Here is a 25,738-nt window from a genome sequence, read left to right as displayed (position 1 = left end):
CTTTTTAGTTACGAGCTCTGTTATGTATGATAACGAATTTTGATTAAATCTAAACGTTGTTTTTGTTAAAGATTTGTAAAGTTTGTTGCAAAAATATGTTTAGAAAAAATAAAAAAACAGTAAAACTTTATCCAAGTTCCACCGTCCTTTAATTCTTTAAAACTTCAATATATTAAACCCCCGACTGTATAACAGTCGGGGAAATTATATCTTAACTAAAGCATTTCCATGTCAATCAGCCAAATCATCAGTCTAAATACTACTTAGCTCCCGGTCTATTCTTAAAGCAGGAGTACCTGCAATAATAGTAGCGTTTTCTTTTTATCAAAGCCGTGTAAACATGATGAGCTTTATTACAGACGAATTCTTTGCCGCAAACCGGGCAAATCATCACCAGAGAACCGACGATGCTTTTAGCTTTTGTTTCAATTGTGTTCATTGTTTCTTTTTCTTTCATAGCAGATCACCCCAAACTCAGAATATTTTTTGGTCTGAGCTTACTTCAATGGAATTTTCACTTTATCACTCCCTTACAAGGCTTTTGAGCTTTATATTCATCGGGGTACCAATTATTGAGCGCCGTTTTAACGACGTTGTTTTTGCTTATTGCTAAGGACACCCGTCAGTTACACTTTTTTAAAAGTAAACTATCTCTGTCAGATATTTTTTAAACTTCCTCTTATTGCAAAAATTTATAATTTGTAAATTTTAATTCACATTATTGAAAAAAGTTTGTCTTTTTAAATTTTTATTTTTCTTTATAGATATTTTTAGGTATAATAACATATTTGTTTTGAGTATGCAAGATATCTTTATTTACATAATTAATTTCAGATTTAATTTATTGTGATATTTTGCCATTCTTGTTAACTATAGGGAATGTTTGTGATTTATAGATACAAGTGAATAGAATTATTAAAAATACTGTATGTATCGTCATTGTTGCGCTTCTTTAACCTATGAAAATATTAAATTTGAACAACTACAGATAAATAAAAAACACCTGTATTCACAGGTGTTTTTTATTTATTAATTTTCAACTATTTATTCTTGGCCTGCGCAGAAGTAGGCAAACGGACAGTTTTTACAATATTTCGTTTTCACAGTAAATTCACTTTCTCTGCGTTTAGAAAAAATATCCCTGCATAACTCAGCAACTTCCTGCAATCTATCACTGCAATCCTGCAGCTGCCAGCAGGAATTATTTTGTAAAAAGTGCAACTCGGCCAATGTCACCGGACGCTGCCATAATTCTGCAGCTGCCTTTTGATACAGTGCCAACTGATAAATATAACCCGGTGCAGGTTCGCCTGCTTCCGGCGGCACGCCTGTCTTATAGTCAACGATCCTCAGCGTACCGTCACTGTTAAAAACAGTACAGTCAATATAACCGCTGAAAGCAGCAGCAATCCCATATTCCTGCAGCAACGGTAGTTCAAAGCTAATTTCAGCCTTACGTTCAGCATTCTGCAGCTTTTGATAAAGAGGTCCATTAATATATTGCATATATATATCATATGTCCGTGCAGCGCTTCCCTGTACCTTATTTATCTGCAGCGCTGATCTGAAAGCCTGTTCCGGTTCGTAACCGTTCGTCAGTAATTCCAAAGCCTTATGGATCACAGTCCCCTGCAGTGCCGCCGGCAGATAACCGTCTGAATCAGTTACCTTTACAGCTTCATACCCCGGCATCTGCAAAATATATTGATAATAATAACAGCGGGGGCAATCAAGATACGTCTGCAGCGCTGTTGCTGACAAGCTGCGCTGCCACTCCAACCCGTATTCCGGCAGCGGTTTGATCCGCTGCAGCAGTTCATCTGTTACAATAACCTTCTCCAACTCTGCTGCTGCGTTAACAGAAATTTCTTTTTTATCAGCTGCATATTCCTTTAACAGGAAATGATCATATTCCTGTAAAATATTGCGCAGGCTGCTGAACCATGTCTCACTTCTGCTTTTGCTGCTGCTGTCATAAGTCCCTGATAGGATCAGCCTGTCCTGCGCCCTTGTCATTGCAACATATAACTGCCTCTGTTTTTCAGCGCTATCCAACTGCTTTTCTATGTCTTTGATTGCCAGCATGACGCTTGTATCCTGCAATTCACCGCCGATATCAACTTTAATGCCTAAACCTGCGTCTGCATTAAATCTCAGCATATCCGTATCGCCTTTGCCCTTGGCATCAAGCGCGGGTACAAAAACTACAGGGAATTCCAAGCCTTTGGATTTATGGATCGTCATAATCGTCACGAAATCGCAGCCAGTCGTATCTGCAGCAGCAGCCTCTCTTGCTCCGGCCTGGCGCAGCTGCTGCAGCCGCAGCAGATATTCTGCCAGCGTCCCATGTTTTTCTATGGTATAGGCCTCAGCCAAAGCAATCATTTTTTTTATATTAGCAAGCTTTTCCAGACCAAATTCCTGCGCTGTCAGAAGCGGTTCCAGTTGCAAGACGTCAACAATAGTATGCAGCAATTCCGGCAATGGCGTCGTCTCCGCATATTGCCGCAGCTGCCGAAGTTTCTCCGCAGCAGTCAATAGATGGCAACGCTTCTGATAATCGATCAACAGCCATGCATCCTTCTGCAGCAGCTGCCATAAGGTAACTGTCTGCTCCTTCTGCTTGTTCAGCTCCAGAAAAAGTGCTGTCAAGCTTTCATCATCAACAGCAAAATATGGCGACCTCAGCACACCAGCAAGCTCCAGACTGCGGCTGCTGTCTTCCAAAAATACCAGTAAATTGATCAAATCAATGATTTCCCGTCGTTCATAAAAACCTTTACCATCAACGATAGTATAAGGTATACCCGCCTGCTGCAGAGCAGAGGCAAAACTTTTAGCCGATGTTAATGCACCGAGTAGTATTACCATATCTTTGTAGGATATTTGTTCTTCGGTATGCAGCTGCAGTATCCGTTCTGCTATAACTGCTGCCTCCGCTTCCCTGCGGATGGCTTTGCTTTCTTTATCGTATGCGATTACCAGCATTTCCGGCAAAATATCAGTCGCACGATTGGCATTCAACGCTTCAAAATAAACGTCCTGCTGTCTGTCTTCACCTAATAATGCCGCAAAGGCCAAATTGCATAAATCAAGCACTTTATCAACTGTACGGAAGTTATCATCTAAAACGATATTACTGCCGCCAGCAGCTTCTATATCGCGCCTGACACGGGCAAATACACTTACGTCAGCGCCGCGGAAACGATAAATTGATTGCTTGGCATCACCTACTACGAACAGCTTATGTCCCAGCAGCCTGTCTTTATCACCGCCGCACAGCAAATAAACAAGTTCTCTTTGGCGTTCGTTAGTATCCTGAAATTCGTCGACCATAATATACTGATAGCGGCTGCTGTTTTTACTGCAAACCTGGCGGTTATTTTTTAAAAGCTCCAAGGCCCTGCTTTCCAAGTCGTCGAAGCCCAGCATATTATTAAGCTCCTGCTGTTCACGCAGATAAGCACTGCAATTCACCAGAGCCTGCTGCCAGCAGGGTATCAATTTCAGTGCAGCTGCGTCTGCCGCCAGCAAATGCAGCTGCTGCAGAATTTCTTTAGCCGCTTTGACCACTGCTTTATCACTGCTTGTTGCAGCTAGAGTACCCACATAGCTGTCTAAAAGCGTCATATTTTCAGGCTTGCTGCTGTCTGCTGCCGCCTTTAAAAGTTCCGGAAGGTGTTCGCGCAGCAATTCCAGCTTTTGCCTATGAGCTGAGGCTTTCACCTTCATTTTGTCTTCTGCCAGTTCCAATAGCAGCTCCTGCAGTTGTACCTGTAATACGTTTTTCTCGTTCATCTTTGCCTGATACGGCTGTAACAAATCACCAAAGTTCAAAATCGCATCCATTTTAGGTATGGCAAGCAATAGCTGTTTTACAACATCAGCTGCGGTATATTCATCAGCCAGACGTAAAATATCACTGTCACCGCGGCGCAGTCCCTGTTTTACAAACTGCTGCACAGTGCGCAGTAAAAATTCATCCATTTCTACTTCTTCAGCTACCTGAAAAGCAGGATCAAGACCTGCTTCCACGGGATTTTCTTTCAACAGACTGTTACAAAAACCATGTATAGTATTGATACGCGCCTGTTCCAGCAGTTCCAGCTGCTGCTGCCAGAAAGATGCATGCAAAGCATCCTCCTGCTCCAATTCCGCCAAACGTCTGCGAACCCTTTCTTTCATTTCACCCGCGGCTTTGCGCGTAAAGGTAATAGCCAGAATATCGGCAGCACTTACCTGTTTGCCGCCCTGCCTGAGGCTCTGTCGAAGAATGTTGACAAAACGTTCTACGAGAACACGTGTTTTACCACTGCCGGCGCCGGCAGACACAGATACATTTCTATCCAGCGTCTCTATCGCTTCCTGCTGGGCTTTAGTAAAATCAAACATTTTCTTCACCGCCTTCTGCTGCCAGTTCGCCGTAGGCCCGGCAAATATCCTTCCCAGGACAATACTCAGGGCAGTTTTTACGCGGCGCCGGCGGGAAATTCCCCTGCCGCAAGGTATTGATATATCCTCTGACAGTCGTACGGCAAAAATCTGCAAAAGCCAGCCATTGATCTTCTGCATCACTGAACGGTTTATTATTTGTTGTAAAAGGCGTTTTTCCTAAAGTCTGCATGGCAAAACCGCCTTTGCGTTTCGCTTCCTTTAGTGAATAGTAACCGCCGCCAAGCACTTTGCTCTGAGGCTCTAAGGCTGCAAGCGCCATAAGATATACCGGAATCTGCAAATCCAGTCCTTCTGTCAGCTCACTGCCCGACGGAGTTTGGCTGCGTTTATAATCCGTAACAAAAATACCATTACCGTCACTGTCGATACGGTCGATACGTCCGTTCAAATAAATTTTTCCGCCGTTGACCTCCAGCACCAACGGAGCACTGCCGTTACGCCCAAAATCCCATTCTATTTTTACTGGTACAAAAGGTTCCCATTTTTTCTGGTATACAAGCTCCCGCTGCAGCCAGCGGCGCAGCAGCAAATTCAGCTTCCGACGCTGCGAAGGCCAGAAATCTGTAACGGCAATCTTTTTCCCAGTAATATATTCATCACAAACTGACGTCATAATGTCATCAAGCTGACTTATAAGCTCAGTCGGCGGATATTTGGTAAGCTTTTCGTGCAAATGTCCCGCCATAAATCGTGCTAAAACATCATGCAGCAGGCTGCCTTCAACAGCAGGCTCCACCGTTTCTGTAAGTTCTTCATATTGCTGCTGTTTCCAGACATAGCTTAGTAAAAACCTGTATGGGCATTGAGCATAGGTTTCTAAATGCGACGCACTGAATAAACCGCCAACAGCTTCATTAATAGCCCGCTGCAGCTGTACGTCTTCAAAAACTCCCTTATAAACACTATCGCCTTGCTCACGAATTCTTTCGATACTGCTGCGCAGTGTCCAATCTGCTCCCAACCGCTCCAACAACCAATTATGGCAGGTATCTTTTTGGGTAATCCCCAGCAGCAGCTCCTGCTCAGACAAAGCCTCCTGCCAGCCTATACGTCCAGCTCTGCTTCTGGTTATACACCCGGCTGCATATAATCGTTCCACATCTTCAATATATGCGGAAGCGCCAGCTGTATCGTCGCTGTACCAGCTCAAAGTCAGAGTTTCTGTTGCCATTGCTGCCACTGCGGCAAAAAAGAATTTATCCTCAGCATAAGCACACGCAGTATTATCCAATTCCACGCCGACACCGCTCAATTCGGCCCGTTCTCTGTCATTGTAGATCCAGTTTTCATTTTTACTGCGCGGAAACTCACCTTCGCGCAGTCCCATAATGTAAACATGCTTGAACAGCAGCCCCTGCAGATTAGCAGCTTCTCCGAATAAAATACCTTCACTGTCGGCCGCTGTTAAAATGATTTGCCGTTCGGAACAGGCAGAAATCAGCAGCTGGCTGTATTCCTCCGCTTTTAAAGGCACACTTTCCAAACCGCCATTCTGATAATCTTCACTCAGTGTATCCAAAACTTCGGATAATTGCCGTACTGTCTCTACTATATTTTTAACCTCAAGCAGATCTGCCCTGCCATTTTTATAATTTTCGCCAGCCTTAACAGGCAGCTCCAAAGCTTCTAATATTGTTTTAAATGTTTCTCCATAAGCAGCCGCCGTATCTCGCCGCTGCACCTTGTCCAGCAGCAACTCAAGTTCGCCTAAATCAGCTGACCACTGCTTATTTTCATTGGCATCAGCCTTATCACGAACTGCCTTACGCAGTTGCCGCAGATCATTATATAAATATTCCTGTTTCAATCTGTTGAGCTGCTCTCCGTCAAAGCTATAGACCAGCTTTACAACGCCGCATTTTAACAGACGCCAGTAAGCAGCGATAGCTTCACTGCCGCCGGCAGCTACGTTCAAAAGTAAACGCAGAAATTCACAGACAGGCTGAGCACTCAGAGAAGCGATCTTAGGTAAAGTAACAGGTATACCATATTCATCACAAACAGCTCTGATACCGCTGTAAGTCTTAAAATCACGTACAGCAACCAAAAAATCATTATAAGCGGCGCCATGCTGCAGCTTAGCTTTTATAGAACGCAGCACTGCCCGCAGTTCACCTTCACTATCTCCTGATTCAATAAAATTTATACTGTCAGCAACAGCCAGCGTCTGGCAGCTTCCAGCACCTAACTTAGCCGTTAAGTGCTGCAGATCAGGCTTTCGTACTGAACCTTCCATATGCAGATCATGCAGCTGAGCAAAACCGCTTAAATAACCGAAACTCCGCTCTACAGCAGCAAATATTTCCGGTCGTTTGGGCTCGTACATCAAACCGATACTGATCTGACAATGCCGTGACAAAGATTTTATAAGCAAACGCTGCAAAGCATCAAAATGATAAAATTCGCTGAAATATAACTGCTGCCAAGGCAGCTTGGCCTGCGGTCTTTCTAAAACCGCTATTGCTAACCGGTATAAACCCTCTACATCATACCAGTTTTTTTGTTTTAGCTTATTGCGATAAAGGTTATAAAGTGCCGCTACTTCACGGTCCTTCATCACATAGGCAGGATTGCGCTGTTCCCATTCCAGCAGCGCCGTAGTAATTTCTTCCTGTGTCGACCCACTGCGTGAAAGCTGACCCAAAAGCCCGGTAACAGCTTTAACGAAACCTTCTTTATCTGCCAGTTTACTAAAATAGTCCAGGCCCTGCAATTTAGCCAGCTGGTGCAGCAAATCACCCACAAGCAGTTCCTGTGTCCTCCGGGAAATCATTTCCAATTTTACTTCCGGCGGCAAATCCAGCAGCTGTCTGTTTAATGCTACGATACGGTTGGGCAGATATTCAAAATTAACTGCCTGCGCCCTGCCTGACCGGCGGGCATGATTCACAAGCAATCTGCTTGGAAGCACCAGCAACGCTTCATCATAGCTATATTTGTTTTCTGCCTCTGCCGAAAAAAAATCCCTGGCCGTAGCACCTAAAGGTACTGTATATAAATCGATCATTTTTCTTCTCCGCTCAATAAAATTATATATTTATTGTACCACAAAACAGCAGTTTCCAGTATTAAGCACAGACAAAAAGCAACAGCTGACAGAGCCGTTGCTTTTAAATACCTAACTTATTTTCATTTACTGTTTTTCCAGACAGAGGGAGCGTAAATTTATAGTGAAATTTATGCATGCCTTGCCGTTCATAGAAGCAATGCGCCTTTTCCCGCAGCATATTACTGCTTAGTTCAAACTGAATACAACCATTGTCCCGGGCCAGCTTCTCCGCATAAGCAAAAAACTGCTGCCCTAAGTTCCTGCCGCGATGGGATCGCTCCACATCAAATTCTAAAATCTCTGCTATTTTTGCGGCATGATGCAGCTGTCCTTCTACGCGCAAATGTAAAAATGCAACGGTTCTGCCCTCAATTTCACCAATCATGAGAAAATGTTCCGGCAGCTTCAATAAACTACCGAAGATATTTTCAAATTCCAGCAGCGGCAAATCCTGCTCCTCTAATTCACAAATCAGAGCGTACACAGCTCTTACATCCTGTAATTCAGCCTTTCTTATCAGCACCCGCATCACTTCCATCATAAAATTCTTTTTGCAGCAACGCCGCAAAATCTTCAGCCAGCTGCGGTTTACCAAAATAATACCCCTGAATATAATCACAGCCAACACTTTTCAAAAATTCAAACTGCGCTGCAGTCTCTACTCCTTCGGCAGTCACTTCTATTTGCAGAGAATGAGCCAGATAAATGATATTTGAAATGATTTTTTCACTGCGGTCATCCCCAATATCGTCGACAAAGCTTTTGTCCAGCTTCAAAACGTCGATAGCTACATTTTTAAGCATCATCATCGAAGAATAACCGGTTCCAAAATCATCCATCAAGACTTTGATGCCAACTTTATGCAATGCTTCGATAACATTATTCATAATACTGATATTTTCAAAAAAGGCACTTTCCGTCAGCTCCAGCTTTATATAAGCAGCAGACAAACCGCTTCCATTCAAAACACCGATATATTCGTCAACAATATGCGGATCATACAGGCACATCCGCGACATATTGACTGATATTGGCACAGGTATAAGCCCCTGTTTAAGCCAACGCATCTGCTGGCGACAGACGAGTTCGAACATATAACGGTCAACCTTATTGATAAATCCATTACGTTCAAAAAGCGGCACAAATTGATAGGGCGGAACAATAATACCGTTACTTCTGCGCCAGCGTACTAAAGCTTCTGCACCGATAAGTTTCTGCTCTTTGGTACTGTACTTGGGCTGATAGTAAGCAATAAATTCGCCTTCAGCCAAAGCTTTTTCCATCTGACTTTCAATTTCTTTTTCGTGCAACAGCTTATCACGTACGGCTCCGTCATAAAAAGCCCAGGCTGTGTCACCTTTATTTTTTATTGTCTGCCGGGCAATATAAGCTCTGTCTGCCATACTGACGATATCATCAGTTTCACCGTCAACCTCGTATATACCCATAGAAAGGGATAGTTTATAGACCTGTCCGCTTTTTGTAATATAGTTATTCAAATGCAGACATAAATCATTGATACGCCAAAGCAGTTCTTCTCTCGTATCAAATCGCAGCAAAAAAATAAATGTATCGGCAACACCATGCGCTAATATTTCGCCTTCATTCAGGCTTGCTTTTACTTCCTGCCAAATATAACGCAAAAGGTCATTGCCTTCTCCATAGCCAAACATATCGTTGAAATATTTAAAGCCGTCGATATCCATACTTATGATAGCTGTTTTCTTATCTGTTTCAGGCAATAACAGTTCTGCTTCTTTAAAAAATTTGGCAAAAGAATGCCCGCCAGTAACTTCATCGACATAAGCGATATCCATTAGTTCCTTTTGATTGCGGGTGTGAATACGCATAATATGCCAGATAAACAGTAAAAAAATCGCAATCAATAAAATACCCAGCAAATAAGTTTTATTCAGAACCATATTAGTCTTATCTTCAATAACACTGGCTGGAGTTACCGTCAGCAGCATCCAGTTATTTACACCAATCGGTGAACAGTACATATATTTCTGACTGCCGTTATAAAATTCAATATAACCGCCTTTTTTGCTGTTGATCATCTGCCAGAGTTTTTCTGCGCTGTCTTTATTATTTACCGGGTCTGCTGTCAGCAGGGCAGCATAAACATTCCTAAAGTTTTTGAAGCTTTCTGTATGCTGTGAATCCACTACAACGTCGCCATTTTCCTGTACTACATAAGAATATCCGGCACCGCCAAAAAAAGATACTTCAATAGTTTTTCTGAAAGTATCCAGGCTATAGGTCGCAAATAAAACCCCGCTCGGCTTATTACTGTCATCTTCAAGAATAGGTACTGCATAAACAGCTATCCGTCCGCCGTCAGTATAATCGTCAAGATTGCGTGAAACAGTCGTCTGCCCACGAAGTGCCTTGACAAAATATTCACGTTCTGAAATATTCAGTTGAATACCATCAGTCGTATAAGCACGTCCATCAGGTAATACTACTCCAATCCGCTTAAAGCTGTTACGCTCAGCCGCTTCCTTCAAATAAGCAGCTGCTGCCTGGGGATCATTAACAAAAATCCGGCTGACATCATGTGAAAGTTCTGCTAAAAGATTCTGCTTGTTTTTGATTTCGTTATGCAGCATCAATGCTCCCTGATTGGAAAGTTCTTTCAGTGAATTGATGTTTTCTTCTTTATAGCTTTCTTCAATGCTTCTGCTATAGGAAAAAACAGCAGTCAACAAAATAATAATGGCAATCAAACCCAACAAAAGCGTGCCATAAAGCCTTTTATATTTGCCCATCGCTGTCTTCCTCCAATTTCCGAAACATTTTCAGTCAGATTATTTTAACAGTTTGTCCGCTCTCAGGCTCTTCCAAATAGATCTCGCCAATATGCAGCTTACCCTTCACTATTTCAAAAGCATCTGTTTTGATTGTCCCCATTTTTGTTTCAATGACAACATTTTTAAACTCCAGACGTTTATTTTGATTGGAAAACTCGCCGCTGATACTGTCGAAAGGTATTATATAATATGACCCTTTTCCAGACCTAAAACTGCCATAGGTCAAAGCAGTTTTAGGGTCACCTTGGGAACGAATCTTAAAATCCAGTTCTACCTTGCATTTTATTTTACCGTTACGTGCAGCAATGCTGCCCAGCAAATCATGTCCCAAAGCATCAATATTATAATATTTTGTATCCAGATGATAATCGCCAAAAGCTTCGACTGTGCCGCCAAAAACATTTCCTGTTACATTAGTGAATTTCAGCAGTGCATCTTCATAATGCAAATCACCTCTGACCTTAGAAAAATGCAATCCCGGAATATTCAATTCTTTAAAAGTCAAATGACCATCGATAACAGGGCTTGGAAGCTCGCCGGTGACGGCAGCAGTGATAGAAACCGTATCTTTGATATCTGCGATCCCCAATGAGGCAGGTAACACATTATACAGTTCCAAATGCAGATCGTAATGGGGAATCTGCTGCGCTAAATTGATGTTTCCCTTTATTTCCACCCCATCGCCAACCATAGTGCCGCCAAATTTTCCAGTCACAAAATCAATCGTAAGCTTTTTCTGCGTATCAATATCAATTATTGCATTAACTTCATTCAGTACAAAATAACGGTTATGATAACCGGCAGTTAAGGTACAGTTATTAAAAACAACACGCATTTTCAGCCGCTTATTTTCTAAATCCAGATTCAATTCATGCCTGTCTCCAGGATGCCTTTCCTTTACTACGATCTTTTCCTGCGCTATATGTTCAAGTTCAGCTGCTGTTTCGTTTCCTGACAAAACAGCTTCCTTTTGTTCAGCCCGGTCAATAACTCTTTTGGCCTGTGCCTGCTCAAAAATATCCAACTGCATCTTTCTGTTGAATCTTACGGCAAACAAAGCGTTGTCCAATTCCAGTTCCTTAATAGTAGATGTACTGATACTTCTGGTAATAATATCCCATGTCCGCACCTTGAAACGTCCCTGCGGCACATGTACGATAGGCTGACCGTCAATATCAAGCCAGACAAGATTCTGAAACTCTACCCGCCCCCAAATGTCGGCATCAATACTGCCAAGCGTCACCGAGCCTTTGAGCACTTTTTGAGCAGACATAGTTTTATTAAAAATAAGCATAGCCTGATCACTGGCTATTTTACACAAAGTAAAATAAGTAACTGTCACAAGCGCCCACAGTCCCAAAGCGATATAAATATATTTCTTTTTTATCTGCATATTATCACTATCCTTTGAGCGGACTGTTTCAGCTACGCTTAAATACTCTGTGTTTTCGTCATAATCTTCAAAATTTCCTGATCAGTAGTAGCCATTCCCTCTTTAGCCAGCTGCCCCACATTTTTTATAGTGTTCTCAACACCTTTGCTGACGATACCATCGCCTCCGTAAAATTGCTGCCCTTCTTTATACATATGATAACCTAATATACCTGCATCGATAGCCGTAGCTATTTTAGCAGCGCACGAAGCTTTAGCGCCGTCGCAGATAATACCGGAAGTTATTGCCAGAGAATTGACGATCGTGTGAGAAACTTCATCAACACCGCCTCCATACAGATACGCAATACCGGCACCACTGGCACAGCCGGCACTGACTGCACCGCAGTAAGCCGACAGCCTGCCGATACCTGACTTCAAATGGATCGTGATCAGATTAGATACCAGCAAGGCCCTATAACGTTTCTCGTCAGAAACACCCAACTCCTTAGCATACTCTATAACTGGTATGGAGGCAGTAATCCCCTGATTACCGCTGCCGGAATTGATCACGACTGGCATCTCGCAGCCGTTCATTCTGGCGTCAGAACCGGCAGCTGCTTTGGCTTTAGCTCTTATTTTTACGTCATCCGTTCCATAAGTCTTTAAAAGGACCTTACCGATATTAGCTCCATAATCGCCAGCCAAGCCTTCCTCTGAAATATTAACATTACATTCGATCTGAAGATCAAGAATATCCTTAACATCTTCTATTCTTGCAGTATCAGCAAATTCAATAATCTCCTGTACATTCATAAATCCACGATCTGTAAAGCCCAAACTGTCTTCGACTGCAATATCTTTCTGCAGCACATATTTATCATCTTCTCTTATTTCCACTATATTTGTATGAAACTCACAGATGCGTACATAAGCAGAATGGCCATTACCATAAACAGTGATCATTATATCAAAGATTTTTTTACTATCAGAAAAATTAACTGTTATTGGTGTGCTTTCTAAAAATTTATGAATTACGGCAACTGCTTCTGTACTCACTTCCGAAATAACTTTAAGCTCCTTCGCGGCATCTCCTGCCACAATACCTGCTGCCGCTGCCACTTCAATACCGCGCAGTCCCCCTGTATTCGGTACAATAACACTTTTTACATTCTTGATGATATTACCGCTGACCTCAATTTCTACACGTTCAGGCAAACAGCCTAAATGCTCTCTGGCAATAGCTCCGGCATAAGCAATAGCAATAGGCTCAGTACACCCCATCGCCGGAATCAATTCCTCTTTCAGCACATTGATATAATCCTGGTATTTTTGCCTTGTTATCATCTGCTTACCCCTCTGTATTTATGATTTATTCTTAATTATTCTATACATCTGACCTGTGACTCTTTATAAAATCATAATAAAAGTCCCCAAAAGTAATAAGGACAGAACCGATAATTGTTTTTACAGTAAATTGTTCATGTAAAAATACCGCTGCCATCACCAAAGTGATGACTATACTGAATTTATCCACCGGAACTACTTTCGAAGCAGCGCCAAGCTACAGCGCTTTAAAATAACATAACTCTAAAAGCAATGTGAAACGATGGTTCTAATCCATTAGTTCAGTCTTCAACCAATCTTTCAATTTCTTTCTCAAGCAATAAAAATGCTTTGGAAACTACATAACCATCAGCAATCGCATGATTCATTCTCACCGTCACAGGCATCAGCAATCTGCCATTTTCACTGTGATATTTTCCCCAGTTTATAATCGGAGGGAAATGCAGATGTCCGTCAGGCAGTTCTACATGTAGTGCTTCATATGACAACCAGGAAATATAGGAAGCATCAAAATAGTTTAATTTACTGCCGTCCAGACCATAACTGCGGGTCTGTTTAGCCTTTTCCATATCAGCGCAGCATCTGTCATAAAAAGCCTGGTAATCTTCGCTGAACTCTGTATAAACTACTGTAAAAGTCTCCGTATCCTCGTGGAAAACATAATGCGCAGTGTTGATTTTATCAAATACGACTAACTTATCTTCCTGATACAAATACCGCATTTTGTAGTCATCTCTGGTATTCAGCGCCTTGGTCAGGACATACAGAAAATTGATATAAAATTTAGTTCCAGTTTGTTTTGAATATGCAACAAGTTCACTAACATCGATCTTGGATGTAATCATAACCGAACATTTACAGTCCATCGTAAAATGCCTGTAAATATCCTTACGATAATACTTTTCCATATCTAAAACTTTATAATCCATAATTACCACCTTTTACACAACACAAATCAACTTTGGCCGTTTAACAAGTTTGCATAAATTAAGTATTCAAATAATTCCAAAGAATCTTTTTTCCAATTTATTGTTGACATCGCAATTGCCAAAACGCCACAGCGCTTGCAGCAGCTACATTAAGTGAGTCCACATTGTACTCCATAGGGATCTTCACAACATAATCGCACGCATCAATCGCAGCCTGAGATAAGCCGTAGCCCTCTGTACCAAAAACCAAAGCCAGCCTGCCCTCTGCCATCAGCGCCTGATCATCTATACTGACAGCATGCTCACACAAAGCCATTGCAGCTGTTTTAAAGCCCCATTCTCCCAGCTCTTTGACATTGTTTTCTATATAAGTCCAAGGTATCTGAAATACCGTTCCCATACTGACACGTACTGCTTTTCTGCATAAAGGATCACAGCAGGAGCGCATCACAAGTACCGCATCAACACCTAACGCCGCTGCCGATCGGAATATTCCTCCTATGTTGGCTGCATCCGTGATATTATCCAATACCGCCACCCGCCTGGCTTGAAAACATATCTGCTGTGCTGAAGGCAGCCTGGGCCTACGCATAGCACACAGGATACCGCGGGTCAGCTTATATCCTGTCAGTCCAGCCAGCACATCCCTGTCCCCGGTATAGACTGTAACATCCTCATACCGAGCAAGAATATTTTGGGCCTGTCCCGTGATATGTCTGCGCTCCATCAACAAGGAAATCGGCTCACAGCCAGCAGCAAGCGCCAACTCTATGACTTTGCCGCTTTCAGCGATAAAGATGCCCTTTTCCGGTTCCAGCTTATGGCGCAGCTGCTTTTCAGTCAATTTTGTGAATACTTCCAGTTCAGGAGCAGAAATGTCATTTATTTCTATAATATTTGCCATTATGCCACTCTTTCTTAGAAAAGCATCTCTCCCGGGTTATAGCCGCTTGGCAGCTCTTCTTCAACTAAAAAATGAAATTCTTCATCACGCAGGACCGGCAAAAATACGGCATAGGGGATCTCTAAAAATTCAGACGTATAACTGCTGGCCCCGAACCATTTACCCTCTTTGGTACCTAAATTCAAATCTCTGGCAAACTTGGTATCATTAGAGCAATCATGTACAACCAAATTCCATTTCTCTTTTGCTGCGGCTACCATAAATCTGAGTGTCAGTTCGCGGCTCCAGATTGGTGATATATATCCATGGCGGGCAATATACATTTTTTCACCCCAATAATTCTCAATATTATTGGGATTCAAATGCAGCTCCGCACAATTAATAAAATCTAATCCCGTGTCCAAAACAGCCTGTTTTTTCAAAAAGAATTTTTCAAAAAACTCATTGGTCATAGGCGTTTCAATGCCGACTTTTTTGATATACTTTTTTGCTATGCCAATATTTTCAATGACCTTATCAGCACAACCGGAAGCTCCTAAATTAAATCTAAGCTCATTCAGGCCAGCCTCCCCCAATGCTTTAAGCGTTGTTTCCGTAGCCAGAGTGCCGTTAGTATATAGATGCTGATAAATACCAGCCTTGTTAAATTTTTGAATAATATTATAATATTTCTCGATTTCCATAAAAGGTTCTAAATATACATAGGCAACCCCTGTAGGTTTTTTATGGATTTCCAACAACAGATCAATGTCATTTTCATAAAACTTGGTCCCGCCAATGACCCAAATCCCCTCTCCTACCGGTTCAATAGCATCCAGCTCGCCATAATTATAGCAAAACCTGCACTGCAGATTGCATTTATTGGTTTTTCTGATAGCTGTCAGCCCGCTGCCCAACAGACATGAACGGCACCCATCAGGAAATTTTTCATCTGGTCCCACAAAAAGTGTTCTGTCCTTTAATGTTTTCAAACCGGGAATTTGTTCCATAAGCTCTTCTTTTCTTTTTATAACAACTGCCTCAATCTGTGCGAATGTGGCATAAACAATTTCCTGCTGTTTAACCAGAAGCTGTTCCCCTGCAGGCAATTGTGCAAAAAATTCAAACCATGACAAAGCATCCTTCTTAGAAATCTTCATATCTGTTACTGCTCCTTGTCTACAATACAATCTACTTAATCAATCCATTGCTCTCCGCTCTGCGTAAATTGCAGTGCCTGGCAACCGGGCTCCATAATTTTATTTTTTTACTATTGTCATCAATACAACAGTCTCTACATGATGCGTCATCGGGAACATATCTACCGGCTGGGCAACTTCAGCCTGATAACCGTTCTGTTCCAGATAAGCCAAATCGCGGGCAAGCGAAGCCGGATTACAGGAAACATAAACTATACGCTGTGGCATGACCTGCGCAATAGCAGCCAGCACTTTTTCTTCGCAGCCAGCACGAGGCGGATCAAGCAGCACAACTTCGGGACGCACACCCTGTTCTACCAGTTCCTGCATTTTAACAGCAGCATCCCCTAAAATAAATTCAGCATTATCACAGCGATTATCTTCAGCATTACGTTTTGCATCTTCAATAGCAGAAGCTATAATCTCAATTCCATAAACTTTTTGGGCATGTTTTGCCAAATACAGAGAAATTGTACCGGTTCCGCAGTAACAGTCAACAACGGTTTCACCACCGCTCAAAGCCGCAAATTCAATCGCTTTGTTATAAAGCTTTTCAGCCTGGGCACTGTTTACCTGAAAAAACGACTGCGCAGAAATATTGAATTTTAAAGTTCCCAAACGGTCTTTGATCGTCGTTTTACCATATAATAAGCGTGTTTTATTACCCATCACGATATTGGTCTGTTTTTTGTTGATATTCTGCACTACACTTTTCAAGCCCGGAACAGCATCACGCAGCATTTTGACCAGCTCTTTGCCATGTGGAATATCGTAACCGGCAGTAATGATAACTGCCATAACCTCACCAGTGTTAACACCAACCCTGCCCATAACATGGCGGACTACGCCCTTACCTGTTTTTTCATCATAAGCAGAGATTTCATACTGCCGCATCCATTGACGGACAACAGCAATAATGTCATTGTTACGCTGCTTCTGGATCAGACAGTTTTCAACGCCGACTACTTTATGTGTAGCCGCAGCATAACATCCGATTTCCAAAATTCCATTTTCAAATGCAACCGGGAACTGCATTTTGTTACGATAATGCCATGGATCTTCTTCACCGATGATCGGCAGAACTTTGACTTCCTGTAAATGCCCGATCCGAAAAAGCGCATCGCGAACCTGCTGTTCTTTAGCCTTTAATTGCCCCGTATAGTTTAAATGCTGCAGCTGACAACCGCCGCAGGCTTCATAAACAGGACATAATGGTTCTACCCGCTCAGGTGATGCTTCCAGAATGGCCGTTACTTTCCCTGACGCATAATTTTTCTTCACCTGTTCCAGCTCTACTTCTACTGTCTCATCTGCTAAGGCGCCATGTGCAAAGACCGTAAATCCATCAGTCTTGCCCACACCTTCACCGCTGCTTCCTAATCCTGTTACTTTTAAAGTTATTTTATCACGCACTAAAAATTTATTATCAACGCTCATAAAATTCTCCTAAATTAAATTTTCAACAACTAAATTATACCACAAATCTATACAGTTTCTTCATTTTACAGTTTAAATAAAATGGCAGAAAAGCGAACTTTTTCACCTTCTGCCAAAATAATCAGCTATTATTTAGTTGCATCTACCCAACTACCTCCAGTTACCTTTTCCAGCATTTCAGCACTGATCGGCAAAGCTGAATGAGGTGTCCCTGCAGCAATAAAAGTAATGTCATACTCTTTCAAACTATTATCCAGATAAACTGAAACCTGCTGACGCAAGGCAAACGGACATACTCCTCCGGGCGCAAAACCTGTGATTTGCATTACAGTTTCCGCATCTGCCATTTTGATTTTTTTCGCTTCGATGGCACGGCCCCATTTTTTTGTGTCTATTTTCTTATCGCCGCAGGCAACAATCAAAATCGGCTTGCCATCAGCTAAAAAACACAAGGTTTTGGCTATCTGTCCCGGCGTTGTGCCCAAAGCCTGAGCCGCCAATTCCGCAGTATGTGTTGATCCCGGCAATATTTTTATTTCCAGTTCCGGATAAGCCTGCAGGCTTTCCTGTACTCTTTTCAAACTTGTTTCATATTCTTCTGCATGCTCTTCCATTTCCATCATCCATCCCTCACATTTCTTTTGCAATTCTGCCACAACTAACAGCTTTATTTTTATACTTTCTGTGCTATAATATATCCATACATGAAGTCATACAGGCATCTGTTGTAATTTTAACACAGACAAGTCTCTCTGACAAATCAAAGTACCTGTTAAAGGAGGTTTATCCATGGATATCATTACTAAAGATACCGGCATCATCGATGCTGTTCAACAACATCCTGAAATTTTGGAAGTGTTTGCTAAATATGGTCTGGGCTGTGTTGGCTGCATGGCAGCTCATTACGAAACCATCGGCCAGGGAGCAGGCGCTCACGGCATTGATGTTGAAGCGCTTATTGCCGACATCAACAAGGCTGTTGCTGCTGCAAAATGATCTTCTTAATAAAAAACAGTCTGACGTTTAAACGTCAGACTGTTTTTTATTACCACTTGTACAATGATCTCAATAAAGCTATCTCAACTTTATATCCAGGCAATTCATTCGGTGTTTCTAAATAAAAGGGCAAGTCTTTCAGCTGAGGATGATTAGTGACAGCGCTGAGCGCTTCCAATCCAATGTTCCCCTGACCTATTTTTGCATGCCGGTCCTTATGGCTGCCCAAAATATTCAGGCTGTCATTGATATGAACAGCTAAAAGACGTTTCAAACCAATAATTTTATCAAATTCCTCCAAAACACTTTCCAAATCATTAACTATATCATAGCCGCCGTCAAAAACATGACAGGTATCCAGACATACCCCCAGTTTTCCCTGCAGCTCCACTCTGTCGATAATCGAACGCAGTTCCGTAAAGTTTCGCCCAACTTCACTGCCTTTACCAGCCATAGTCTCCAGCAGCACCATTGTCTGCTGCTGAGGACGCAGGATTTCATTCAGCAATTCTGCTATCATGATTATTCCCTGCTCTGCTCCCTGTTTTACATGACTGCCAGGATGGAAATTATATCTTGTACCAGGCAGCAGCTCCAGCAACTGCAAATCCTCAGTCATTACCATACGTGCAAAATCCCTTATTTTAGAATCTGCCGAACAGGTATTGAGTGTATAAGGCGCATGTGCCAGGAGCGGCGCAAAAGAATTCTCCCGCATCAGCGCCAGTAAAGCCCTGATATCCTCTGTATCGATCGCTTTGGCTCTGCCTCCGCGTGGATTACGTGTAAAAAACTGAAAGGTGTTGGCACCAAGAGCCAGTGCCTCCTCTCCCATATGCAAATAGCCTTTTGCCGACGATAAATGACAACCAATATTGAGCATAGACCCTCCTAGATTTACAAAGCTTTTAAAAATACGTTATAATTATAACATATCAAGCCTGTTGAAAGGAAAAGTTTGACCATGCAAGCATTACGAGAACACCTGCTGAGCCTGCAGGACACCAAATATCAGAAATTTCACAGTGCCCTTTGTCCCGGTATCGATAACATCATCGGCATCCGTATCCCTGTATTGAGAAAACTGGCAAATGAAATCCTCCGGAATGGAGATTACCCTACTTATCTGCAGAAAGCCTTATACGAACCTTTTGTCTACAGTGAAGAAGCAACCTTATGCGGTATGATTTTAGGTTTACTGAAAATTGATTTTACTGAACTGCTGGAAAATCTCAATATTTTTGTTCCCCGCATCGACAATTGGGCTGTTTGTGATGTTACCTGCGGCGGTTTGAAAGTTTTCAAAAAAAATCAGGCTCAGGGACGCGAATTTCTGCAGCAATATCTTGCTTCTCCCAGAGAATATGAACTGCGGTTTGCTGTTGTAATGCTGATGAATTATTACAATGATGACACATATATCGACAATACACTGAAAGAACTGAACAATGTACGACACGAAGGTTATTACGTAAAAATGGCCGTAGCTTGGGCTTTATCGCTGTGCTTTGTCAAGCAGCGAGCTAAAACAATGGAACTTTTTCAAAATAATGAACTTGATGACTTTACTTACAACAAAGCCCTTCAGAAATGTCGTGAATCCTTCCGTGTCAGCGATGCAGATAAAGCCCTGCTGCAAAATATGAAGCGTAAATAAATAATAAAACTCCCGTCTTGAATAAAGACGGGAGTTTTATTATTTTGCCATGCTCAGCAGCATCGCTACTGCTAAAATACTCATGGGTATCAAAATCGCCAACTGACCGATTTCATTGGAATAGTTGAAGAAAAAGAATACAGAAAGTCGAGGCAACAGCTCCTAATTGCCAAACAACAGACCAAAAATCAAAGGAAATGCATTAACAGGCCTTAATTCCGTTATTGATGGTATAGGTATAATAACAAAACCTTTAAAGAGCAGCGCCGTAACGGCAAATACTGCCGTCAGCAAAGCTGCAAATGTCAGTTTTTCTGTTTTATTTCTCTGCGCCCATCATTCCGCCTACTTTTGCACCAGTTTAACCAGCACTTCCACACATTTTAGCAGGGAAGGCACCGGCAAATATTCAAAACGCCCGTGGAAATTATGCCCGCCGGTAAAGATATTGGGACATGGCAACCCCATTTCTGAAAGCCTTGCACCGTCAGTACCACCTCGTACCGGTACTAGATGCGGCTCGATTCCAGCTGCACGCATTGCATTTTCAGCCCGTTCAATTATTTCATAAACAGGCATAATATATTCCTTCATATTACAATAGACATCTTCCATTTTACAAACAACGCTGCCCGCGCCGTATTCAGCATTCAGACAATCCACCATATGCAGCAGCAGTTTTTTACGATCTTCCAGCTTCTTCCTGTCATGATCGCGCAAAATCATTTCCAGCTCAACTTTATCCGTACCGCCATTGATACGCAGACTGTGATAAAACCCTTCATACAGCTCAGTATATTCAGGACGCTCGCCGGCAGGCAGCAGCATCTGCCACTTGGCTGCCATCGTCACAGCGTTGCGCATCTTATTTTTAGCAGAACCAGGATGTACCGAAACTCCATAAAATGTCACCGTGGCATTGCAGGCATTAAAGGTTTCATAATTCAATTCACCAACAGCGCCGCCGTCAACTGTGTAGGCAAAATCAGCACTAAAATCTGTCAGAGGAAAATGCTCCGTTCCCCGTCCTATTTCTTCGTCAGGGGTAAACGCCAAAAGTATCTTGCCATGCTTGATTTCCGGATGTGCAAGTAAATACTCACAGGCTGAAACAATAGCGCATACTCCAGCCTTGTCGTCGGCTCCCAGCAAAGTCGTACCGTCCGAGGTTATAATTTCCTGTCCCAGATAATTTTTTAATTCTGGAAAGTCCTTCGGACTCAATTTAACCCCTTTGCCAAGGTCCAGCTCACTGCCGTCATAGGCAGAATGCACCTGCATTTTGATATTCGCTCCCGATGCTTCATTACTGGTATCCATATGAGCAAGCAACCCGATAACAGGCAGTTTTTCATTCGTATTAGCCGGCAATGCAGCCAGTACGTAACCATATTCTGTAAGTGCTACGTCATCCAAACCCAAACCTGAAAGTTCAGACTTCAGTAGTTTTGCCAGCTTTAACTGCTTTGCCGTACTGGGCGAAGTTTCTGATTTATCATCAGAAGCCGTATCCAAAGCGACGTAGCTTCGAAAACGTTCAATAATCTTATCTTTACTGAGTTCAATCATTTTTATATACTCCTAAGATCTGCCGTGCAGATAGTCTAACAACTGTCGCGCAATCCTGCCGTTGCGCCCGGTGTGACTCATTTCCCACTTTACCGCAGCAGCACGCAGATCTTCTTTTGGAATATCCAGCCCTTCGGCTTCAGCTTTATTTTCCAAAAAACGGAAATACTGCTCCTGATCCATCGAATCAAAAAATAATTTTATACCGAAACGGTCAGCCAGAGAAATTTTTTCGTTAATACTGTCGCGGCTATGCAGCTCGTTCATATTCTGATCCTGCCACACTTCCTTGATAATATTACGGCGATTGGAAGTAGCATAGAACAACACATTATCAGGTTTTACTTCAAGCCCACCATCTAAAATAGATTTTAACGCTTTGTATTCCACTTCAAATTCTTCAAAAGACAAATCATCTAAAACAACGATAAATTTTTTGCCCCAACGGCTCAATTCCTGCATCACCTTTGGCAATCCGGCAAAGTCATGGCGTTTTACTTCAACCATCCGCAGACCTTTTTCAAAAAATGCATTGCCGAGAGCTTTGATAGATGATGATTTGCCAGTACCACGATCGCCAAAAAGCAATACATTATTAGCAGGCTTTCCTTCTAAAAAAGCTTCCGTATTGCGTATCAATTCTTCTTTCTGATAATCATAACCATACAGCTTATCAAAAGTCATATCAGAATAGTTTTTAGTACCAGACAGGCATTCCAGTTCGCCATTCCAGGCAAAGGCACCGTTGTCCAGCATTGCGCCATAACCATAGTCATTATAATAACTGCATAAAATTTCTACAGCTTGCCGCCCGTTTGCATCACCTTCAGCATGCAGTAAAATTTTTTCCAGCTTACTGCGTCCCGGCAAAGGCCTGAACACTGTCGGCGTATAGTTTCCCAGCAGTGGATGGTTTTTATAACGATTAAAAACATCATCGACGAACTCGCGCATAATTACAATATCATGCGCTGCAGCTCTTGCCAGTCCTTCACCAATTTTACCGTCATTTTTTTCGGCAACAGCAGAAAACACATTCTGCTCATGCACGATTGCCGACAGCAAATACTCCAAAGGAATAATCCCTGTCAGGCCTTTTTCTTCAGCAGCAACCAGCAGCAAACCTTCCAGTTCCGGCGCAAAAAATTCTTTAGGCCTGCGCAGAGCATTTACGATCGGGTCGGATAACAGAGCTCGGTAGATCACCAGGTTACTTAAATTAGCGCAGCAATTCATCTCATTCATCTCCGTCTGTCAAAGATTTTAGAAGGTTCTGAATACTTTTTTTATAAACAGGGTGTATTTTATCTGCAGCAATTTCTGACAGCGGCTGCAGTACAAAAAGTCTGTTTTGCATATCAGGATGCGGCAGTACCAGTTTTTCACTATAATAGATCAGATCATCATACAAAAGTAAATCTAAATCTATATTTCTTTCACCCCAATGCCGTAATCGCACCCGACCCATTTCCAGTTCAGTATCCAAAAGCAGCTTCAGCAACTTTTCTGGTGCTAAATCAGTTTTCACACAAGCAACAGCGTTAATAAATTCAGGTTGATCTGTCACACCATAAGGTTCAGTTTTAAAAAAGCTTGATACAGACCTTATTTGCAGTCCTTTGACCAACAACATTTTTAAAGCCTGTCTGAGATTAGCTTCCTTATCACCTAAATTACTGCCTAAAGCTATATATGCGATGGACATAAAATTGCCTCCAGCATCCTTATAGCCCGCAGATTTTCCTGTACATCATGCACTCGTACCATTTGAGCTCCTGCATACACAGCCTGACAACTGGCAGCAATCGTACCTTCCAGGCGTTCTTCTGCTGGAATTCCGCCGAGCACACTTCCAATAGTACTTTTGCGTGAAGCAGCAAGCAATACAGGATAGCCTAAACCTGTCAGTGATTTCAGCCCCTGCATCAATTGCAGATTTTGTTCAATATTTTTAGCAAAACCAATGCCGGGATCAAAAATTATTTTTTCTTTTGCCACGCCACGGTTTTCCAGGACTTTAGCCCGTTGCAGCAAATAAGCTGCAACCTCTGTTACTACATTTTTATACTCGCAGTTTTGCTGCATATTTTTAGGCGTGCCTCGCATGTGCATTAAAATAATCGGTACTTTACTGCCGACAACTAAGTCAGACATAGCAGCATCACCTTCCATAGCAGTAACATCGTTAATGATATCTGCGCCGGCTGCTAAAGCCGCCTCTGCCGTCGAGGCACGATAAGTATCGATAGAAATAACACAAGCCGGATAACGCTCTTTCAATGCCTTGATAACAGGAACAATGCGCTTTTGTTCCTCGTCTGCAGTTACGGCATCACTGCCAGGGCGGGTAGATTCCCCGCCAATGTCTAAAACAGCCGCCCCTTGTCTAAGCATTTCGCCTGCCTTTTCCACTACCTGTTCCAACTGCGGCACACGCGAACCTGCGTAAAACGAGTCTGGTGTAATATTTAAAATACCCATCACCAACATTTTATCATAATTCAGTGTCCTGCCGTCAGCTAAAATAGTTTGAGGAATCGGCGCATCTAATATAGCCATCAATTCACTTTTTATTCCTGCCATACCAAAATAAGGCATCTGCGTTAATTTTTCCAGCAACCTGGCATAATGTTTATATGTTCCCAGAAGAATTACATCTACCCGTTCTTCAGCACAAACTACACAGCCGGCTGGAATTGCACAATCTCCACCACAAGCCAGCATTTCCTGTTTGATAATATTGGCAGCAGGAGTACGGATATCCAAAATTTTTAAGGGAACAATTTCACTTTTATGCAAAAAAATCGCTTCACTGGCAGGATGAATACCCAATTGACTGAATTCATTGGCCAATGTTTGCGGTTCCAGCTTCAGAATCATATCTCCACGTCCTTCCAACCCTTTTCGACACAAGCAAAAGCGTTATGATTATGGATACTTTCAATGCTTTCCACAGTTGCTTTATACCATATTATGCGTTTATCGGCTTCCAGACGCAAAGCAATTTCGCGGACCGCGTCTTCAACAAAACGCGGATTATCATAGGCCTGCTCAGTTACAAACTTTTCATCAGGACGTTTCAAAAGACCGTAAACAGGCGCGCTTGCTCCTGCATCAGCAATAGCAGCCAGTTCTTCCAGCCAAACCATTTCAGCAGATCTAATTTCCAATTTAGCCAAAGCTCTTTGGTTATGAGCGCCATAAGCGCTGATCTCTTTCGAGCATGGGCACAAGGTTTGAATAGGAATCTTCGCAGAAATGCGCAATGAAAACTGCTCATCCTTTTCAGCCGTATAAACACAATCGATATCCAGCGGTGCTCTCTGCCCGCTGACAGGAGCCGTTTTATAAATAAAATATGGAAAATTTAATTGCAGAAAAGCCTTTTCTGCCTGCAGCCGGTCCTTCAAATGGTCAAGAATATTTTCTAAAGAACCTAATGTCACTGGTCCTAGCGTTTGCAGGCACTCTACAAAACGACTCATATGCGTTCCGCGCAGATCATGAGGAAGATCAACCGCCAGACTTACTGTAGCAACCGTGTTCTGCGTTCCCTTTTCTTTATCTTTCAATGCTATCGGCCAGCGCAGATCTTTGATACCAACATGCTTCAACGGTATATTACGACGATCTAATTCACCCTGTACATCCTTCATTATAGATCACCTCGGTAAATACAGCCGCTGGTTTTAGTTTCCCAGACCTCGACTTCATAAAGCTTATAGTTGGGTCCCTGCAGCATTTTTTGTAAACGTTGCCACACCCAAACAGAAATATTTTCTGCTGAAGGCTGCTTTAAAATATCATTAAGACAGGCATGATCCAATTTACTTAAAACCTCTTCCTTGACAATATTCTTAAGACGGATAAAGTCGATTACCATGCCTTCCTTATCAGGAGTTCCCTCTACTTTCACGACTAATTTATAAGTATGCCCATGCAGTCTTTCGCATTTACCATTATATTCTGGTAAATAATGAGCCGCATCAAATTCAAACTCTTTTAAAACAAACATAGCCCACCTCCAAAATAA

At 42.3% G+C, this 25,738-nt stretch carries 22 protein-coding genes; 2 read left to right on the top strand and 20 right to left on the bottom strand.

Annotated elements, in window-relative coordinates; translation table 11 throughout:
* Positions 1 to 259: 259 nt before the first annotated feature.
* The 13 genes from PFJ30894_RS06900 to PFJ30894_RS06840 all read right to left on the bottom strand — a co-directional run bounded on the left by PFJ30894_RS06900 (position 260) and on the right by PFJ30894_RS06840 (position 18,106).
* The gene (locus PFJ30894_RS06900; RefSeq protein ID WP_044491645.1) at positions 260 to 457 is read right to left on the bottom strand and encodes a hypothetical protein; all 198 of its coding nucleotides are present in this window, start codon (positions 455 to 457) and stop codon (positions 260 to 262) included.
* 587 nt (positions 458 to 1,044) lie between these two features.
* Positions 1,045 to 4,392: a UvrD-helicase domain-containing protein gene (locus tag PFJ30894_RS06895; RefSeq protein ID WP_113077124.1), complete on the bottom strand. Its 3,348-nt coding sequence runs from the start codon at positions 4,390 to 4,392 to the stop codon at positions 1,045 to 1,047.
* Entirely contained in the window at positions 4,385 to 7,462 is a 3,078-nt protein-coding gene (locus PFJ30894_RS11935) for a PD-(D/E)XK nuclease family protein (protein ID WP_113077125.1), read from the bottom strand. Before PFJ30894_RS11935 ends, PFJ30894_RS06895 begins: the two co-directional genes overlap by 8 nt.
* A gap of 103 nt (positions 7,463 to 7,565) precedes the next feature.
* Positions 7,566 to 8,045 carry a GNAT family N-acetyltransferase gene (locus PFJ30894_RS06885; RefSeq protein WP_113077126.1) on the bottom strand — a complete coding sequence of 160 codons (480 nt, stop codon included), beginning with the start codon at positions 8,043 to 8,045 and terminating at the stop codon, positions 7,566 to 7,568.
* Positions 8,008 to 10,275, bottom strand: coding sequence for a bifunctional diguanylate cyclase/phosphodiesterase (locus PFJ30894_RS06880; RefSeq protein WP_125669370.1), 2,268 nt, complete (start codon positions 10,273 to 10,275; stop codon positions 8,008 to 8,010). The genes PFJ30894_RS06885 and PFJ30894_RS06880 overlap by 38 nt, the downstream gene beginning before the upstream one ends.
* A 34-nt stretch (positions 10,276 to 10,309) precedes the next feature.
* Positions 10,310 to 11,710 carry an AsmA family protein gene (locus tag PFJ30894_RS06875; RefSeq protein ID WP_113077129.1) on the bottom strand — a complete coding sequence of 467 codons (1,401 nt, stop codon included), beginning with the start codon at positions 11,708 to 11,710 and terminating at the stop codon, positions 10,310 to 10,312.
* Between the two features lie 38 nt (positions 11,711 to 11,748).
* Complete coding sequence (locus tag PFJ30894_RS06870) at positions 11,749 to 13,035, bottom strand: L-cysteine desulfidase family protein (protein WP_113077130.1); 1,287 nt, start codon at positions 13,033 to 13,035, stop codon at positions 11,749 to 11,751.
* A 40-nt stretch (positions 13,036 to 13,075) separates the two neighbouring features.
* Positions 13,076 to 13,192, bottom strand: a complete 117-nt coding sequence (locus PFJ30894_RS12120; RefSeq protein ID WP_349196054.1) for a hypothetical protein — start codon at positions 13,190 to 13,192, stop codon at positions 13,076 to 13,078.
* A gap of 124 nt (positions 13,193 to 13,316) precedes the next feature.
* Positions 13,317 to 13,964 carry a CatA-like O-acetyltransferase, family 3 gene (locus PFJ30894_RS06860; protein WP_125669368.1) on the bottom strand — a complete coding sequence of 216 codons (648 nt, stop codon included), beginning with the start codon at positions 13,962 to 13,964 and terminating at the stop codon, positions 13,317 to 13,319.
* A gap of 97 nt (positions 13,965 to 14,061) precedes the next feature.
* Positions 14,062 to 14,868: a TrmH family RNA methyltransferase gene (locus PFJ30894_RS06855; RefSeq protein WP_125669367.1), complete on the bottom strand. Its 807-nt coding sequence runs from the start codon at positions 14,866 to 14,868 to the stop codon at positions 14,062 to 14,064.
* A gap of 14 nt (positions 14,869 to 14,882) precedes the next feature.
* The gene (locus PFJ30894_RS06850; RefSeq protein WP_125669365.1) at positions 14,883 to 16,007 is read right to left on the bottom strand and encodes a radical SAM protein; all 1,125 of its coding nucleotides are present in this window, start codon (positions 16,005 to 16,007) and stop codon (positions 14,883 to 14,885) included.
* A 99-nt stretch (positions 16,008 to 16,106) separates the two neighbouring features.
* Positions 16,107 to 17,483 carry a 23S rRNA (uracil(1939)-C(5))-methyltransferase RlmD gene (gene rlmD, locus PFJ30894_RS06845; RefSeq protein WP_021717649.1) on the bottom strand — a complete coding sequence of 459 codons (1,377 nt, stop codon included), beginning with the start codon at positions 17,481 to 17,483 and terminating at the stop codon, positions 16,107 to 16,109.
* Between the two features lie 128 nt (positions 17,484 to 17,611).
* Complete coding sequence (locus PFJ30894_RS06840; protein WP_197714921.1) at positions 17,612 to 18,106, bottom strand: YbaK/EbsC family protein; 495 nt, start codon at positions 18,104 to 18,106, stop codon at positions 17,612 to 17,614.
* Between the two features lie 166 nt (positions 18,107 to 18,272).
* Between PFJ30894_RS06840 and PFJ30894_RS06835 the strand changes: the two genes are divergently transcribed.
* Complete coding sequence (locus PFJ30894_RS06835) at positions 18,273 to 18,479, top strand: DUF1858 domain-containing protein (protein ID WP_021717647.1); 207 nt, start codon at positions 18,273 to 18,275, stop codon at positions 18,477 to 18,479.
* 49 nt (positions 18,480 to 18,528) lie between these two features.
* On the opposite strand, the gene PFJ30894_RS06830 is transcribed toward PFJ30894_RS06835, so the two are convergent.
* Positions 18,529 to 19,362 (bottom strand): deoxyribonuclease IV, encoded by an 834-nt coding sequence (locus PFJ30894_RS06830; RefSeq protein WP_125669364.1) that lies wholly within the window; start codon positions 19,360 to 19,362, stop codon positions 18,529 to 18,531.
* Between the two features lie 81 nt (positions 19,363 to 19,443).
* On the opposite strand from PFJ30894_RS06830, the gene PFJ30894_RS06825 reads away from it, so the two are divergent.
* Positions 19,444 to 20,136 (top strand): DNA alkylation repair protein, encoded by a 693-nt coding sequence (locus PFJ30894_RS06825; protein WP_125669362.1) that lies wholly within the window; start codon positions 19,444 to 19,446, stop codon positions 20,134 to 20,136.
* Between the two features lie 345 nt (positions 20,137 to 20,481).
* Here PFJ30894_RS06825 and pepT read toward each other — a convergent pair whose 3' ends face one another.
* The 6 genes from pepT to queD are packed head-to-tail and all read right to left on the bottom strand — an operon-like array spanning position 20,482 to position 25,720.
* On the bottom strand, positions 20,482 to 21,705 hold the full coding sequence (pepT, locus tag PFJ30894_RS06820; RefSeq protein ID WP_197714920.1) for a peptidase T: 1,224 nt from the start codon (positions 21,703 to 21,705) through the stop codon (positions 20,482 to 20,484).
* Between the two features lie 12 nt (positions 21,706 to 21,717).
* Positions 21,718 to 22,941, bottom strand: coding sequence for an ATP-binding protein (locus PFJ30894_RS06815; RefSeq protein ID WP_167457041.1), 1,224 nt, complete (start codon positions 22,939 to 22,941; stop codon positions 21,718 to 21,720).
* 1 nt (position 22,942) lies between these two features.
* Positions 22,943 to 23,410, bottom strand: coding sequence for a 2-amino-4-hydroxy-6-hydroxymethyldihydropteridine diphosphokinase (gene folK, locus PFJ30894_RS06810; RefSeq protein WP_021717642.1), 468 nt, complete (start codon positions 23,408 to 23,410; stop codon positions 22,943 to 22,945).
* Positions 23,392 to 24,585, bottom strand: a complete 1,194-nt coding sequence (gene folP / locus PFJ30894_RS06805) for a dihydropteroate synthase (protein WP_125669358.1) — start codon at positions 24,583 to 24,585, stop codon at positions 23,392 to 23,394. The genes folK and folP overlap by 19 nt, the downstream gene beginning before the upstream one ends.
* Complete coding sequence (gene folE2 / locus PFJ30894_RS06800) at positions 24,582 to 25,361, bottom strand: GTP cyclohydrolase FolE2 (RefSeq protein ID WP_125669356.1); 780 nt, start codon at positions 25,359 to 25,361, stop codon at positions 24,582 to 24,584. The genes folP and folE2 overlap by 4 nt, the downstream gene beginning before the upstream one ends.
* Positions 25,361 to 25,720, bottom strand: coding sequence for a 6-carboxytetrahydropterin synthase QueD (gene queD, locus PFJ30894_RS06795; protein ID WP_021717639.1), 360 nt, complete (start codon positions 25,718 to 25,720; stop codon positions 25,361 to 25,363). Before queD ends, folE2 begins: the two co-directional genes overlap by 1 nt.
* Positions 25,721 to 25,738: the final 18 nt, after the last annotated feature.

Source organism: Phascolarctobacterium faecium (assembly GCF_003945365.1).
Classification (GTDB): Bacteria; Bacillota; Negativicutes; order Acidaminococcales; family Acidaminococcaceae; genus Phascolarctobacterium; species Phascolarctobacterium faecium.
This window is presented reverse-complemented; position numbering and strand designations above follow the sequence as displayed.

Excerpts from the sequence above, each read along its gene's own strand:
- PFJ30894_RS06900 (WP_044491645.1), bottom strand. The coding sequence starts at position 457 with ATGAAAGAAAAAGAAACAATGAACACAATTGAAACAAAAGCTAAAAGC.
- PFJ30894_RS06895 (WP_113077124.1), bottom strand. The coding sequence starts at position 4,392 with ATGTTTGATTTTACTAAAGCCCAGCAGGAAGCGATAGAGACGCTGGAT.
- PFJ30894_RS11935 (WP_113077125.1), bottom strand. The coding sequence starts at position 7,462 with ATGATCGATTTATATACAGTACCTTTAGGTGCTACGGCCAGGGATTTT.
- PFJ30894_RS06885 (WP_113077126.1), bottom strand. The coding sequence starts at position 8,045 with ATGATGGAAGTGATGCGGGTGCTGATAAGAAAGGCTGAATTACAGGAT.
- PFJ30894_RS06880 (WP_125669370.1), bottom strand. The coding sequence starts at position 10,275 with ATGGGCAAATATAAAAGGCTTTATGGCACGCTTTTGTTGGGTTTGATT.
- PFJ30894_RS06875 (WP_113077129.1), bottom strand. The coding sequence starts at position 11,710 with ATGCAGATAAAAAAGAAATATATTTATATCGCTTTGGGACTGTGGGCG.
- PFJ30894_RS06870 (WP_113077130.1), bottom strand. The coding sequence starts at position 13,035 with ATGATAACAAGGCAAAAATACCAGGATTATATCAATGTGCTGAAAGAG.
- PFJ30894_RS12120 (WP_349196054.1), bottom strand. The coding sequence starts at position 13,192 with ATGGCAGCGGTATTTTTACATGAACAATTTACTGTAAAAACAATTATC.
- PFJ30894_RS06860 (WP_125669368.1), bottom strand. The coding sequence starts at position 13,964 with ATGGATTATAAAGTTTTAGATATGGAAAAGTATTATCGTAAGGATATT.
- PFJ30894_RS06855 (WP_125669367.1), bottom strand. The coding sequence starts at position 14,868 with ATGGCAAATATTATAGAAATAAATGACATTTCTGCTCCTGAACTGGAA.
- PFJ30894_RS06850 (WP_125669365.1), bottom strand. The coding sequence starts at position 16,007 with ATGAAGATTTCTAAGAAGGATGCTTTGTCATGGTTTGAATTTTTTGCA.
- rlmD (WP_021717649.1), bottom strand. The coding sequence starts at position 17,483 with ATGAGCGTTGATAATAAATTTTTAGTGCGTGATAAAATAACTTTAAAA.
- PFJ30894_RS06840 (WP_197714921.1), bottom strand. The coding sequence starts at position 18,106 with ATGATGGAAATGGAAGAGCATGCAGAAGAATATGAAACAAGTTTGAAA.
- PFJ30894_RS06835 (WP_021717647.1), top strand. The coding sequence starts at position 18,273 with ATGGATATCATTACTAAAGATACCGGCATCATCGATGCTGTTCAACAA.
- PFJ30894_RS06830 (WP_125669364.1), bottom strand. The coding sequence starts at position 19,362 with ATGCTCAATATTGGTTGTCATTTATCGTCGGCAAAAGGCTATTTGCAT.
- PFJ30894_RS06825 (WP_125669362.1), top strand. The coding sequence starts at position 19,444 with ATGCAAGCATTACGAGAACACCTGCTGAGCCTGCAGGACACCAAATAT.
- pepT (WP_197714920.1), bottom strand. The coding sequence starts at position 21,705 with ATGATTGAACTCAGTAAAGATAAGATTATTGAACGTTTTCGAAGCTAC.
- PFJ30894_RS06815 (WP_167457041.1), bottom strand. The coding sequence starts at position 22,941 with ATGAATTGCTGCGCTAATTTAAGTAACCTGGTGATCTACCGAGCTCTG.
- folK (WP_021717642.1), bottom strand. The coding sequence starts at position 23,410 with ATGTCCATCGCATATATAGCTTTAGGCAGTAATTTAGGTGATAAGGAA.
- folP (WP_125669358.1), bottom strand. The coding sequence starts at position 24,585 with ATGATTCTGAAGCTGGAACCGCAAACATTGGCCAATGAATTCAGTCAA.
- folE2 (WP_125669356.1), bottom strand. The coding sequence starts at position 25,361 with ATGAAGGATGTACAGGGTGAATTAGATCGTCGTAATATACCGTTGAAG.
- queD (WP_021717639.1), bottom strand. The coding sequence starts at position 25,720 with ATGTTTGTTTTAAAAGAGTTTGAATTTGATGCGGCTCATTATTTACCA.